General features: G+C 39.6%; 13 protein-coding genes. 4 read left to right on the top strand and 9 right to left on the bottom strand.

Annotated elements, in window-relative coordinates:
- Positions 1–82: 82 nt before the first annotated feature.
- The 4 genes from infA to trxB form a co-directional block, all read right to left on the bottom strand.
- Positions 83–301: a translation initiation factor IF-1 gene (gene infA / locus KO530_RS05920; protein WP_008844395.1), complete on the bottom strand. Its 219-nt coding sequence runs from the start codon at positions 299–301 to the stop codon at positions 83–85.
- A gap of 78 nt (positions 302–379) precedes the next feature.
- Positions 380–1,081, bottom strand: coding sequence for an arginyltransferase (locus tag KO530_RS05915; protein WP_216047492.1), 702 nt, complete (start codon positions 1,079–1,081; stop codon positions 380–382).
- 2 nt (positions 1,082–1,083) lie between these two features.
- Positions 1,084–1,782 carry a leucyl/phenylalanyl-tRNA--protein transferase gene (aat, locus tag KO530_RS05910; RefSeq protein WP_216047491.1) on the bottom strand — a complete coding sequence of 233 codons (699 nt, stop codon included), beginning with the start codon at positions 1,780–1,782 and terminating at the stop codon, positions 1,084–1,086.
- Between the two features lie 39 nt (positions 1,783–1,821).
- Complete coding sequence (gene trxB / locus KO530_RS05905; protein WP_216047490.1) at positions 1,822–2,778, bottom strand: thioredoxin-disulfide reductase; 957 nt, start codon at positions 2,776–2,778, stop codon at positions 1,822–1,824.
- A 344-nt stretch (positions 2,779–3,122) separates the two neighbouring features.
- On the opposite strand from trxB, the gene yfbV reads away from it, so the two are divergent.
- Positions 3,123–3,569: a terminus macrodomain insulation protein YfbV gene (gene yfbV, locus KO530_RS05900; protein ID WP_216047489.1), complete on the top strand. Its 447-nt coding sequence runs from the start codon at positions 3,123–3,125 to the stop codon at positions 3,567–3,569.
- Between the two features lie 30 nt (positions 3,570–3,599).
- On the opposite strand, the gene KO530_RS05895 is transcribed toward yfbV, so the two are convergent.
- Positions 3,600–4,088, bottom strand: a complete 489-nt coding sequence (locus tag KO530_RS05895; RefSeq protein ID WP_216047488.1) for a SprT family zinc-dependent metalloprotease — start codon at positions 4,086–4,088, stop codon at positions 3,600–3,602.
- A 92-nt stretch (positions 4,089–4,180) separates the two neighbouring features.
- Entirely contained in the window at positions 4,181–6,043 is a 1,863-nt protein-coding gene (sppA, locus tag KO530_RS05890) for a signal peptide peptidase SppA (RefSeq protein ID WP_216047487.1), read from the bottom strand.
- A gap of 257 nt (positions 6,044–6,300) precedes the next feature.
- Here sppA and KO530_RS05885 point away from each other — a divergent pair, with 257 nt between their 5' ends.
- A complete protein-coding gene (locus KO530_RS05885; protein WP_216047486.1) occupies positions 6,301–6,852 on the top strand; it encodes an NAD(P)H nitroreductase in 552 nt (183 codons plus the stop codon).
- A 144-nt stretch (positions 6,853–6,996) separates the two neighbouring features.
- On the opposite strand, the gene KO530_RS05880 is transcribed toward KO530_RS05885, so the two are convergent.
- From KO530_RS05880 to KO530_RS05870, 3 genes are all read right to left on the bottom strand, one after another.
- Positions 6,997–8,169, bottom strand: a complete 1,173-nt coding sequence (locus KO530_RS05880; protein WP_216047485.1) for a saccharopine dehydrogenase family protein — start codon at positions 8,167–8,169, stop codon at positions 6,997–6,999.
- 257 nt (positions 8,170–8,426) lie between these two features.
- Positions 8,427–9,863 carry a pyruvate kinase gene (gene pyk, locus KO530_RS05875; RefSeq protein WP_216047484.1) on the bottom strand — a complete coding sequence of 479 codons (1,437 nt, stop codon included), beginning with the start codon at positions 9,861–9,863 and terminating at the stop codon, positions 8,427–8,429.
- A 200-nt stretch (positions 9,864–10,063) separates the two neighbouring features.
- Positions 10,064–10,915, bottom strand: a complete 852-nt coding sequence (locus tag KO530_RS05870) for a MurR/RpiR family transcriptional regulator (protein ID WP_216047483.1) — start codon at positions 10,913–10,915, stop codon at positions 10,064–10,066.
- A 287-nt stretch (positions 10,916–11,202) separates the two neighbouring features.
- Here KO530_RS05870 and zwf point away from each other — a divergent pair, with 287 nt between their 5' ends.
- Together zwf and pgl are read left to right on the top strand one after the other, a co-directional pair.
- Positions 11,203–12,696, top strand: coding sequence for a glucose-6-phosphate dehydrogenase (gene zwf / locus KO530_RS05865; protein ID WP_216047482.1), 1,494 nt, complete (start codon positions 11,203–11,205; stop codon positions 12,694–12,696).
- Position 12,697: 1 nt separating this feature from the next.
- Entirely contained in the window at positions 12,698–13,390 is a 693-nt protein-coding gene (gene pgl, locus KO530_RS05860; protein ID WP_216047481.1) for a 6-phosphogluconolactonase, read from the top strand.
- Positions 13,391–13,397: the final 7 nt, after the last annotated feature.

The raw sequence follows: 13,397 nt of genomic DNA, 5'->3' as shown, positions 1-13,397 counted from the left end.
TTACTAGTTGTTGCTAGTCCAGATAAACAAAAACCCAGCTAGGCTGGGTTTTTTTATGCTCAATTAGCAAAAGGAACGTCTCTTATCTGGCGCGATAAATGATACGGCCTTTTGTTAGGTCGTAAGGAGTCATCTCAACTGTTACTTTGTCGCCAGTTAATATACGTATATAGTTTTTGCGCATCTTTCCTGAGATGTGCGCAGTGACGACGTGTCCGTTTTCTAATTCAACCCGGAACATAGTATTAGGAAGTGTGTCCAATACGGTACCTTCCATTTCAATACAGTCTTCTTTCGCCATGTAAGTTGTTTACCTCAATTAATAAGTGTCAAAAATGCCGCGCAGATTTTGCCCAATATAAGAGCAAGAGTAAAGGACCTAAGTGCTTTTTTTTGTGATTAATTGCCATTTATTGTCAATAAAGCGCTGGTGAGGGTAAAAATTAGCCTTGTAGCTCATTTTTTGACAGGCATCTATCTGATATCCCAAATACAAAAATGTTTTATTATTGAGCTTGGCTTGTTCAATTTGTTTGATAATTGCGTAAGTTCCAATGGACCGATTGGTGAATTCAGGTTTGAAAAATGTATAAAGAGCGGAAAAACCGTCACTCAAAACATCGGTAACAGCAACACCTATTAAAGTGTCATCTAAGTGGAATTCAATAAAAAGAGTGTCTAACCAATCACAGTCGATGAATCCATCATATTGATTTTTGCTTGCAGGAAACATGCTACCGTCGTTATGGCGTTGATTAATATATTGGGCGTAAATTGGATAATACTCAGGTTTATTTTTCGAGCTGGTAAACACTTGAATACCGGAATTCTTATTTATAATTCGCCGTTGGCTTTTCGACGGTAAAAAGTTATTAGCTGGAATTCTAATTGATTGGCATGCGTTACATTGGCGACAATGAGGGCGGTAAATTTGATCACCGCTACGGCGAAAACCCTGCCCAAGTAAATAATTGTATTGGTTATCCAGTTCATCATCAGTGTCTGTCACTAGCACTAGCAACTGTTCTTTCTGCTCGGCTAAATAACTGCATGGAAATTGTTGAGTTAGTCCAAATTTCATGTTCATACCGACAACATCCGAGGAGTCCACGAGTTAGATGTTTGTTTTTCTGCCGCAGAGGATAATAATCTTAAAAAAGTCGCTCTGGGTATCTCTTCACAACCTAAAGTGGCTAAGTGGGGGTTTTGCATTTGGCAATCTATAAGTTCTACACTATTCGTTCTCATCAGATTAACTAAATAGTGAAATGCGACTTTAGAAGCATTGGTTTGTAGGCTAAACATGGATTCCCCGCAAAAAACATTATTGACGAAAACACCATATAAACCACCAATGAGTTGTTTATCATTCCACACCTCAATAGAGTGGGCGTAACCGGCCTTATGCAGCGCTTTGTATGCGTTTATCATATGCGCTGTTATCCACGTACCACTGTCTTTACGAGGCGCATTGGAGCAAGCATCGATAACATCATTGAAGCGTTCATTAACTGTTACCTTTGGATTGGTCTTGCGGATATGTTTGAGTAAGCTTTTGCTGCTTTTGTATTTTTCAGTGAAAACAACCCCTCTAGGATCTGGGCTCCACCAAAGAATAGGTTCTCCTTCAGAGAACCACGGGAAAATTCCGTGCTGATATGCGCTGACTAAACGTGCAACACTCAGATCCCCTCCAAATGCCAGTAATCCATTAGGATCAGCTAGTGCCTCGTGAGGGGAAGGAAAGGTGACGCAAGCGTCAAGCTTATGCAGCGAAATCATTTACTATATATTCTCATACACAAGCTTGACGTGTTTTCCTTAATTTTCTAATGCATCCAAGAATTTTTCTGCATCTAACGCGGCCATACATCCTGTACCGGCAGATGTAATTGCTTGACGGTAAACATGGTCGCATACGTCTCCAGCGGCAAATACACCTTCAACGCTAGTCTGCGTTGCATTACCATCAAGACCGCTCTTAATCTTAATGTAGCCATCTTTCATATCCAATTCACCTTCGAATATGTCGGTGTTAGGTTTGTGTCCAATGGCAACGAACAAGCCCATAATATCAATTTCTTCAGTCGCACCAGAATTGACATCTTTGATACGCACGCCGGTTACGCCCATTTCATCACCTAGCACTTCATCAAGGGTTTTGTCGAGATGCATTACTACGTTGCCGTTTTTCGCTTTTTCAAACAAACGATCAGACAATATTTTTTCACTTCTAAATGAATCACGTCTGTGAATAACATGAACTTCTGACGCAATATTAGATAAATATAAAGCTTCTTCAACGGCAGTATTACCACCGCCGATAACCGCTACTTTCTGGTTACGATAAAAGAAACCATCACAAGTAGCACAGGCTGAAACCCCTTTACCCATAAATGCCGTCTCAGATTCCATACCCAAATATTTGGCTGATGCGCCAGTTGCAATAATCAGAGCGTCACAAGTATAAGTGCCGTTATCACCTTGAAGTGTGTAAGGGCGTTTAGACAGGTCAGTTTTATTAATGTGATCGAAAATGATTTCAGTATCAAATTTTTCAGCATGTTTTTGCATTCTAACCATAAGGTCAGGACCGGTTAATCCCTCAGGATCGCCGGGCCAGTTTTCAACTTCTGTTGTAGTGGTAAGTTGTCCGCCTTGCTGAATCCCTGTAAGTAGTACCGGATTTAAGTTTGCTCGTGCAGCATAAACCGCAGCAGAATAACCTGCTGGTCCAGATCCCAAAATCAAAAGACGTACGTGTCTAACATCAGACATATTTAGTTCTCCAAAAGTAGTCAGGATTGAACCAATCCATCTGACCAAAAAATTAAATAAAAAGTGTTTCTAAACATATGGATTTTTTAACTAGATTCAACGGTCAAAAAATTATTTAGATCAAATATTTTAAGTTTTAAGCAAACCTTAATAAAAAGTTCTGATTAATATTCACTTAATGGGCAAATAAATAATCATCGTTTTTATATTATTTATCTATTTTACGTGGTTTTGCCCGTTGTTTTATCCTGAATTCTACTATTTCGTTAATTTATTTTGGTAAAATTAGCGATTAAAGATTATTCTTATAGTTACCAGTAGTTAATCAATCTGCAAGGATTCAAATGTCCCAGAGCATGACCGGAATTTTCAAAGATGGTCAAGAGTATATGAAAACTTGGCCGATGGAAAAGCAGCTGAATGCACTTTTTCCAGAGTATCGTGTGATTAGCGCTACTAAATTGTCGATTACAATTATGCCCCCCATCGCTGTATTGAGTGCGTTTTCTATTATTAATTTTTATGGTGATATTTTCATACCTCAGGGAATCGCCATTGGTGCATTTTTTCTTAGTCTTCCTCTGCAAGGATTAATGTGGCTTGGTCATCGTTCTAACCAAACTCTTCCTCCTGCCTTACGGGCGTGGTATCAAGAAATTCATCATAAGATGCAATTACAAGGGGTGACCGTTAGCCAACAACGGGCTAAACCTCGTTATAAAGAACTGGCGAAATTATTAAAAACTGCCTTTAAAGAGCTTGATAAAGTGTTTACAAAGCAGTGGTTTTAGTAGCTTTTGGATTATTAATTTAATTGAAAATCAGGTTATTTCTAGCAACTCTTGTTGGCACTTCCGGCAACAATAAATCTGTTGTTTGTTAACCACCTTGTTATGCCTTCTCAACGTCAGCTTAACTGTCCCGCACTGACACTTATAGTCAAACATTTTACCTTGGGTCTTGGTTGTGTCCATTTTATGTCTTACCGTTGCGGGTAAGTTGAACACATTATTCATAATTGATTGCCATTCAATACCATGGGGTTTCACACGTTTGAATAACTGGAATGTAATGATGTGAGCAACTTCGTGAGGAATCACAGTAACAAGAAACTCGTCAAAATTATCCATCAATAAAGTGCTATTGAGCTTTATCAGGTTTTTTTGTAAGTGAGCCGTTCCTGCTATATTTCCCCGTTGATTAAACATCAGAGTAGGGGCTACAAACTTTCGATGAAAATAAACTTCAGCCATTTGAATACAGTCTAATACTCGCTGCTGAATTATTTTTTGTTGTGCAAAACTGATCATTTAATTGAAATTGTTTTTAGGTGCTTATTTGAGTGTAGAGGTGATGATTAATGGCCTAACTAGACCATTAATCATCGAGAGGATAATAGAGGTTAGTTTATTTCACAAGCTAAACAATGAGCATAAACACCATTAGGATCATTCAATTTTGTGACGGCATCTACCTCTTCAACTAGTTGTTTAACAAAGCCAGCTAGCGCAGAATCTTTTTTGGCGAAGCTGCCATGTCCAATTGTTTGAGAAGCTTGCCCTAAGAATTCTTTCCAGAATTTTTCACTAGGGCTTAAATCTCGTTCGACATATTTGGTTTCGTAGTTTTCCAGTTTCGCTAAATCTGCCGCAGCGGAAACGGCATCATCTAAAAACCCTAGGTTATCGACTAAACCCAATTCTTTCGCCGTTTCCCCAATCCAAACTCTACCTTGGGCAATTTTGTCGACAGCTTCCACCGTCATGTTTCTTTCCTTGGCAACTAAGTTAAGAAAATCTTGATAACCATGATTTATGCTCATTTGAATAACTCGGCCAACTCTTGGGTCAAGCGCTCTTGTCACGTTCAATCCAGAGAAGTCCGTGGTACCCACACCATCAGAGTGAATGCCTAAATAATCAAGGGTATTTTCAAAGGTCATAAACATGCCAAAGATACCAATAGAGCCAGTAACAGTGCTAGGCGCTGCCCAAATCTCATCCGCAGCAGCTGAAATCCAATAGCCACCTGAGGCACCATAAGTACTCATCAAAGCAACGACAGGTTTATTTGCAGTTTTTAGGTTTTCAACTTCTTGGCGGATAATTTCAGAGGCAAATGCGCTGCCCCCAGGGGAGTCTACATACAATACTACTGCTTTGACCGAGTCATCTAATCGGGCTTTACGAAGCAACTCAGCAGTACTGTCACCGCCGATGTCTCCGGCTTTTTGAGTGCCGTTTAAAATCGTCCCTTTGGCGACCACGATTGCAACATGATCAACATCAACTTGTGGAAGATGATAAATGGGTTTAATTACTTTTAAGTAATTATTTAGGCTTATTTGACTAAAACTCTTATGGTTTTTGTCTTCGCCGACAATATCAATTATTTCTTGTCTTATAGCTTCACGAGTAGGCAATCCATCTACCCAACCGTTTTCCATTGCGTAGGCTGCAAAATCACCATCAACTTGTTCAAATTTGAGTAAAAATTGATCTAGATCTTCATCAAAAGCGCTAGTTGATAGATTACGTGCTGCAGCAACATCTGCTTTGTATTGATTCCAAAGTACTGTCAACCAAGCTTTATTTGCCTCTTTTGCAGGCTCAGACATGTCATCGCGAATGTAAGGCTCCACAGCCGATTTATATGTGCCTACTTTAAACACATGAGTTGTCACTTTTAACTTTTCTAAGGCTGCTTTGTAATAGGTTGGGTAACGTCCATAACCTTCAAACATCATCGCGCCCATAGGGTTCATGTAAACTTTGTCGGCTTTACTGGCCAGGTAGTACTGACTTTGAGTATAGTAGTCTGCTATGGCATAAACAGGCTTTCCACTTTCTTTAAAGTCGTCAATGGCCATTGCCACTTGCTTCATTTTATCCATGCCTACATTGCCCATACCTTGAAGTTGCAGAATCAAGGTTTTAACGCGATTATCATGTTTGGCATTTTCTAACGCGAACAGCACATCCTTTAATAACACTTCTGGATTTTCTGGCTCTTGACCAAAAGCTTCTTCCAAAAATTTGTTCATTGGATCAACATAGCGTTTCTCAATCACAATATCGCCTTCAATATTGAGAACTAATGCTGTACTTTTAGGAACCAACACTTTGCCATCATCTTTCATTAGCATCGCAATGAAACCGATAGCCAAAATAATAAAGATAATATTAAAAAATGCTTTTCGACAGAAATTTAAAACTGTCCAGATTCCAACAAAAAAAGATTTAGTCCAACTACTACCATTTGCCATATAGAAATTCACCTGAAATTGTACAATTTGCTTATCCTAACGAATTTTAATAATTAAGCGACAATACAAATGTAATTTTTTATGAATGAAATGACTTTTGTGGTAATTGTGCTCAATTAAACGGCAAAAGATTCGAAACCTCGGGCGCTAAAGCTTTAACGACAATTAAATTCACAAGGAAATTCAGATTGCAGTTGCAGTAAAACAGTGAAGTTTGCATACTAATATATCAATTCTGATTTAGTCACTGGGTTAATATGCAAGCTATTGAATTATTGTTAAACAGACGCTCTCAACCAAGATTGAAAGGGCCAGCCCCTCAAGGTCAGCAGCTTGAAATAATTATGCAGGCAGCATTGCGCGCGCCTGATCATGCCGGTTTAACACCGTGGAAGTTTGTTGTTTGTCAGGGAAGGGGACTAATTAAGTTAGGTGAGATTTTCGAAGAAGCGGCAATTAATGAAGATCTAGATGAAAACCAGATTAAACGGGCACCACAAATGCCGCTTCGAGCTCCTATGGTTATTGTCGCTATCGCCAAATACTCAGAGCATGAGAAGGTGCCATGGATTGAACAAGTTGCTTCCGCTTCGTGTGCCGTCCATGCAATGCAAATGGCTGCGGTAGCACAAGGTTTTGGCGGTGTATGGAGAACAGGAACATTCGCTCAAAATGAAGATGTTAAATGTGCATTTTTCTTAGAAGAAAAAGATGAAATTGTCGGTTTTCTCTATTTAGGTACGCCTACAACAGAAGCGATGCCAGCCCCGCAGCGCAGCAGCAATGATTATTTTGAGTTTTGGAATTAGTTACTCAGACCATAATTTTGCCTAAGCGCTAAACGACTGAAAGAAAAAACGCCCCATTTTGAGGTGGCCCTCAGTAATTGGATTGTCCAACTATTGAGGCCTCGTTAGATTTGGGGCGTTTTAGATGGCTAGATAAAAAGCTATTTATTCGACATTAAATGTCATGCCTGCTTTGTCAATTAATCGGCTGATCAATTTATCTCCCATTGCTGGCGCCGTAGTCCAAATACCACCTTTCACCGTTAGCTCATCCTTAGCAAGGCAAACGGCAGACTCCGAAATCATTTTAGAGGTTGTGCCATAGCCCGGGTCCATGTTGCCTTTTACTGAAACAGTTAACTGATTTTGGTTTTCTTGAGCTGAGAAAATAACATCAAAAAAGCCTGCTTCACGTTCCTCTTTACTTGGCCCTTCACCAGGTTTTGGTCCCTCGTCACTGGCCATGCTTTTGTCTGCAGCAACGTGGTCTGCAATTGCTTTGCCTTTTTCACCAGGGCCGGTAAACATCATTTCGTCGTATACAAAATCCTCGCCATACTGATGGGATAATAAATAATTTGAACGATGTATATTCCGAGTATTGATTGCCGCCATAATAAAAGGAGCAGACCAACTATTAAACTCTTCTTCATATATAGGTTTATTACCCAAAGGCTGTTCAGGGCCGTTAAACGTCGGCGTTAGTGCAAATGGATTTAATAATACCTGCATTACCGATTTATCTTTTCTCGCGGCCGCCATGGTAGCTTGTAGACTGGCTTTAGTGCCACCAGAAAACGTACCTTTCATACCTCTTACGCGACCTTTAACTCGGCTAAAGGTATGTGAGAATTTTTCTTTTGCTTTTTGCTGAAGAAAATACACACCCAAGTCAAAGGGGATTGAATCGAAACCGCATGAAAATACGATTCTAGCGCCACTTTTTTCCGCGCTATCTTGGTGTGCGGCTATCATGTCATGCATCCATGTAGGCTCACCACATAGATCCACATAGTCGGTACCAGTTTGTGCACACAATGCGACTAAATCATTGCCATATAACTGATATGGGCCGACAGTCGTCAACACTACTTTGGTGCTTTGTACAAGAGATTTCAGGCTGTCTACGTCGTTTGAATCAGCGATTATGCAATCTACATCGGAACTTAGGTTTAAGTTCGATTTTATTTCGTTTAGTTTGTTGAGGTTTCTGCCCGCGATAGCCCAGTTTAGATCTTGTTTGCTTGGGTAAGTTTTTGCTAAATATTCTGCAACGAGTTGACCGGTAAAACCTGTTGCGCCATATACAATCACATCATAAGTTGGTTTCGACATCATAATAGCTACTAATCATTTTCTAATTATAGGAAGCATGATAGTAAACAAAATAGATACAAATTAAGAGTTGATAAGATTTATTAGCGACTATTGATATGGAGAATAGTTGATTTAAATAAGGGCTGATTGAAAAAGCCTTGCGGCTAGAAAAAGCAGAAACAAAAGATTGGGGAAGGGCAGATTTAGGAATTAAAAAAGCACCATTGCTAAGGCTAGCAATGGTGCTCATTAAATTAAAACTGAAATTGAAACTTTATTTAAGGAACAGTAACAATCTTAAATGCGTTAGTAGAGCCTATGGTTTCCATTTCATCACCATAAGTCATAACAAAACAATCACCACTTTCAACGATACCTTTGCTTTTTAAAACATCAATAACGTCTTGTTTCAATTTACCCGGCTCACTGCCTCGAGAATCGAAATAAACCTGTTTGACGCCTCTGAACAGGGCCATAGTATTTAACGTTGATTCGTGTCTTGATAAGGCATAGATAGGCAACGAAGTAGTAATGCGAGACATGATTTTAGATGTGTTACCACTTTCGGTTAACGCTATCAAAGCTTTGATGCTCGCCAAGTGGTTGGCTGCATACACTGCTGAAAGCGCAACAGTCTCACTCACTGATGTGAATTTTTCATCGACGCGGTGTTTAGATATTTTAACGCTTGGGTGAGTTTCTGCACCTTCACATACTCGCGCCATAGCTGCAACGGTTTCAATGGGGAATTCACCGGCTGCGGTTTCGGCAGAAAGCATCACTGCATCTGTGCCATCTAATACCGCATTTGCCACGTCCATTACTTCGGCTCGAGTTGGCATAGGGCTGCTGATCATCGACTCCATCATTTGCGTAGCAGTGATCACTACCTTGTTCATTTGTCTGGAGCGGGAAATCAATTTTTTCTGTACACCAACTAACTCTGCATCACCAATTTCAACACCTAAATCACCACGGGCAACCATTACCGCATCTGATGCTTGGATAATGTCATCTATTGCTTCATCACTGGCGACTGTCTCAGCTCTTTCGACTTTGGCGCAAATAAGCGCTCTACAACCTGCTTCTACCGCAAGTTTACGAGCATAATCTAAATCAGCTCCACATCTAGGAAACGACACGGCAAGATAATCAACGTCCATTTGTGCGGCCGTTTTAATGTCTTGTTTGTCTTTCTCTGTTAACGCTTCTGCAGATAACCCGCCGCCGAGACGGTTGATGCCTTTATTGTTAGACAGCTTTCCACCTACAGTTACTTTGGTGAATACTTTTCTACCTACTACTTTTTCAACTAGCAGTTGAATTCTGCCATCGTCTAATAACAACAAATCATCAGGGTGCACATCATCTGGTAGGGCTTTGTAGTCAATTCCTACAGATTTTTGGTCGCCATCTTCTTTGCCCATTTCAGCGTCAAGAATGAATTCATCACCGATGTTTAATTTAATTGGACCATCTTTGAACCGAGACACTCGAATTTTTGGACCTTGAAGATCACCAAGGATAGCAATGTATTTCCCCAATTTTTTGGCCACATCTCTTACAATTTTGGCTCTATTAATATGGTCTTCTGCAGTTCCGTGAGAGAAATTCATACGCACGACATTTGCGCCTGCCTTGATAATACCTTCTATCATTTCAGGGGTGTCTGTTGCGGGTCCAAGAGTAGCGAGAATTTTAGTACGTCTTAACATAGAGTTTAGTGTCCGACTTGGTTTGTTAAAAAATAACCTGAATTGGCGAATAAAAAGCCGATTTGTGCTTTTTCGGCAAATAATCTGACAGCAAACTCAGGTTTTTGTAATTTTATTACAAAATAGTAGTGCAAAGTTGCGTAAATGTGAATTAATTTAAGTAAATACTTTGATGAATATTAAATGACAGTCACTGTAAGCTACTCGTCTCGCTTTTCAAATCTAGACCCTCTGAGTGTATCTTTTACACGTTTTAGGTTTTCTCTAAACTTACCACCGCGTCTTAAAGTAAAGCCGGTAGCGAGAATATCAATTAGAATTAATTGCGCGATTCTGGATGCCATTGGCATGTACATGTCAGTATCTTCAGGCACCTCGAGTGATAAAACTAAATTACACTCTTTGGCTAACGGGCTATTTTTAGATGTTATCCCAACTACAGTTGCATCGTTTGCTCTGGCAATATGTGCGATCTCCACTAGGCTTTTTGTTCTGCCAGTGTGTGAGATCAATACGACGACGTCATCTTCAGTGCTGTTCATGCAACTCATACGTTGCATCAAAATATCTTCAAAATAGACAACGGGAACGTTGAATCTAAAAAATTTATTAAGGGCATCGTGGGCAACAGAAGCACTTGCCCCTAAACCAAAAAACGATATTTTTTGAGCTTGAGTAAGCAAATCAACGGCACGATTGATTGTATTGATATCGACTGATTGCCTTGCAACTTCTAATGACGCCATGGTTGATTCGAATATTTTTTTAGTATATTCCTCAGGCCCGTCATTTTCCTCGACATGTCGATTGACATAGGGCGTTCCGTTGGCAAGACTTTGGGCAAGATGCAGTTTGAAATCTGGAAATCCCTTAGTGTCTAGGCGACGACAAAACCGATTAACGGTTGGTTCGCTGACATCTGACATTTTAGCAAGTGTAGCTATACTTGAATGTATTGCTGTTTGAGGATTATCTAAAATTATATCCGCTACTTTTCTTTCAGATTTACTAAAAACGGATTTATTTTGTGTTATTTTTTCAAGAATATTCATCGGTGCATAAATCTTATTGTTTTGTTGCGACTTAGTTTAAACGACATTTAACACTACTTTTGTCGGTTTGTTACAGTAATTGTTGTAAGTTTTTACCAAATTAGCCAGCATTTTTTATAAGTTTTGTTAAAATAACCATATTATTTGTAATTAAACAAGAGACGTAATATGTTGTAATATTACAACATATAATGTTAAATTTTAGCTCAATTGTCATAATAAAACGTAATTCATTTGTTGTAATTACATTTTATTAGTGTTCATTCTTCTATATATAGGTCATTAAAATGGTGTTGGAAAATTCTATTGAACCGTGCGACTTTGTCCTTTTTGGTACTAAAGGGGATCTGGCCCGCCGTAAATTATTGCCGGCTTTATATCAGTTAGAAAAAGCAAATTTAGTCCACGCCGATTCACGTATCATCGGTGCGGCTCGTCAAGATATCAGCAACGAAGAATATGTTGAGGATGTTAAAGATAGTATCGTTGAATTTAGTGGCGAAGCCCTATGTGAAGATACTTGGAATCGTTTTTCAGAAAAATTAGATTATGTTTGTGTCGACATGAAAGACATAAATAGTTACCCATCGTTTAAACAGCATGTAGATAGATCGCGGACTATGGTTTGCTACTTAGCAACGCCACCTTCTATCTTTGGTGACATTTGTAAAGGCTTGCACAATGCAGGTGTTATCGATTCGAGTGTACGTGTTGTACTTGAAAAACCACTTGGTCATGATTTGAAGTCGTCAAAAGTCATCAACGATCAAGTTGCTGAGTTCTTCGACGAAAAACAAATTTATCGAATTGATCACTATTTAGGTAAAGAAACTGTTTTAAACCTTGTTTCATTACGCTTTGCCAATTCAATTTTTGCAACCAATTGGGATCATAACTGTATCGACCATGTGCAAATTTCTGTGGCTGAATCAGTTGGGATTGAAGGCCGTTGGGGATATTTTGATGAAGCTGGTCAAATGCGCGATATGGTGCAAAACCACTTGTTGCAAATCCTAACGTTGATTGCCATGGAACCGCCCGCAGTTTTAGATGCAGACAGTATTCGTGACGAAAAGTTAAAAGTGTTGAAAGCGCTTAGACCTATTACCGCTGCCAATGTACAAACAGATACTGTACGTGGTCAGTATGTAGGTGGTTTTGTAAAAGGCAAAGAAGTACCTGGCTATTTGGATGAAGAAGGCGCTAATACCAAGTCTGAGACAGAAACCTTTGTATCACTCAAAGTTCATCTAGATAACTGGCGTTGGGCAGGGGTTCCATTTTACCTGCGTACTGGTAAACGTTTGCCAAGCAAAACCAGTGAAGTCGTTATTTACTTTAAACGCCAACCTCACAATTTATTTGGGGAAAGTTTTGCGCAATTACCACCTAATAAATTAACCATTCGTCTGCAACCTGATGAAGGTGTTGAAATTACCGTAATGAACAAAGTACCTGGGCTAACTAGTAGTGGTTCCATGGACTTGCAAAAATCGCGCTTGAACCTAAGTTTTTCTGAAGAGTTCAAAGATGACCGTATTGCCGATGCTTACGAAAAATTACTGTTAGAAGTGATGATCGGTAATCAGGCATTGTTCGTGCGTCGTGATGAAGTTGAACAAGCTTGGACTTGGGTTGACGGAATATTCCGCGCTTGGGGTGCCAACAATGATTTACCAGAACCTTATCAGGCTGGTACTTGGGGTCCAGTAGCATCAATAGCGCTGCTAGCTCGAGATAATCGTGCATGGTATGAATCGCGAATTGGGAAGAAAAAGTAATATGGCGCTAATTGAAACTAAATATTCTTCAGTTGAGCTTTTGAATCAAGATTTTTCAAGTCAAATCGCAGATATCTTGAAACAAGGAATAGCAAAAAACGGTCGAGCTAGTTTAGCCGTTTCAGGTGGACGTACTCCGGCTGCGATGTTTAATCAGCTTTCTAAGCAAGACTTAGAATGGGAAAAGGTAGACGTAACCTTAGTTGATGAACGCTGGGTGGACGAAAGCGATCCGGCGAGCAATGCTGCAATGGTGAAGCGTGAACTATTGATCAATAAAGCCGCAGTGGCGAATTTTTTTGGATTAAAAACATCAGAGGCCGATGCCTGTGATGCCGTGTCTTCTTTGAATACGAATTTAAGCAAGATAAAAACGCCTTTCGATGCGTTAATTCTTGGCATGGGTGAAGATGGTCACACCGCTTCATTGTTTCCCTGTTCTGAACAATTGGAACAAGGCTTAAATACCAATTTAGATAGCGATTATATTGCGGTTACTCCTACCACTGCGCCAAATCAAAGAATGTCACTAACATTAAAAAGTATACTCAACAGTGAAAATATCTTTTTACATTTAGTGGGTGAATCTAAAAAACGTATTATCGACATTGCTCAGCAAAGTGATGACGCCTTGGAAATGCCTATTCGAGCCGTCTTTAATAATACCGATGTAAAACTTATTTGGGCTGCTTAGGAGAACA

This window comes from Aliiglaciecola lipolytica (assembly GCF_018860635.1).
GTDB lineage: Bacteria > Pseudomonadota > Gammaproteobacteria > Enterobacterales > Alteromonadaceae > Aliiglaciecola > Aliiglaciecola lipolytica_A.
The sequence above is the reverse complement of the archived record's forward strand: the minus strand, read 5'-3'. Positions and strand labels throughout refer to the sequence as shown.

What these genes read in the sequence shown, in the direction of transcription:
- infA (WP_008844395.1), bottom strand. Translation starts at nt 301, where the DNA reads ATGGCGAAAGAAGACTGTATTGAAATGGAAGGTACCGTATTGGACACA.
- KO530_RS05915 (WP_216047492.1), bottom strand. Translation starts at nt 1,081, where the DNA reads ATGAAATTTGGACTAACTCAACAATTTCCATGCAGTTATTTAGCCGAG.
- aat (WP_216047491.1), bottom strand. Translation starts at nt 1,782, where the DNA reads ATGATTTCGCTGCATAAGCTTGACGCTTGCGTCACCTTTCCTTCCCCT.
- trxB (WP_216047490.1), bottom strand. Translation starts at nt 2,778, where the DNA reads ATGTCTGATGTTAGACACGTACGTCTTTTGATTTTGGGATCTGGACCA.
- yfbV (WP_216047489.1), top strand. Translation starts at nt 3,123, where the DNA reads ATGTCCCAGAGCATGACCGGAATTTTCAAAGATGGTCAAGAGTATATG.
- KO530_RS05895 (WP_216047488.1), bottom strand. Translation starts at nt 4,088, where the DNA reads ATGATCAGTTTTGCACAACAAAAAATAATTCAGCAGCGAGTATTAGAC.
- sppA (WP_216047487.1), bottom strand. Translation starts at nt 6,043, where the DNA reads ATGGCAAATGGTAGTAGTTGGACTAAATCTTTTTTTGTTGGAATCTGG.
- KO530_RS05885 (WP_216047486.1), top strand. Translation starts at nt 6,301, where the DNA reads ATGCAAGCTATTGAATTATTGTTAAACAGACGCTCTCAACCAAGATTG.
- KO530_RS05880 (WP_216047485.1), bottom strand. Translation starts at nt 8,169, where the DNA reads ATGATGTCGAAACCAACTTATGATGTGATTGTATATGGCGCAACAGGT.
- pyk (WP_216047484.1), bottom strand. Translation starts at nt 9,863, where the DNA reads ATGTTAAGACGTACTAAAATTCTCGCTACTCTTGGACCCGCAACAGAC.
- KO530_RS05870 (WP_216047483.1), bottom strand. Translation starts at nt 10,915, where the DNA reads ATGAATATTCTTGAAAAAATAACACAAAATAAATCCGTTTTTAGTAAA.
- zwf (WP_216047482.1), top strand. Translation starts at nt 11,203, where the DNA reads ATGGTGTTGGAAAATTCTATTGAACCGTGCGACTTTGTCCTTTTTGGT.
- pgl (WP_216047481.1), top strand. Translation starts at nt 12,698, where the DNA reads ATGGCGCTAATTGAAACTAAATATTCTTCAGTTGAGCTTTTGAATCAA.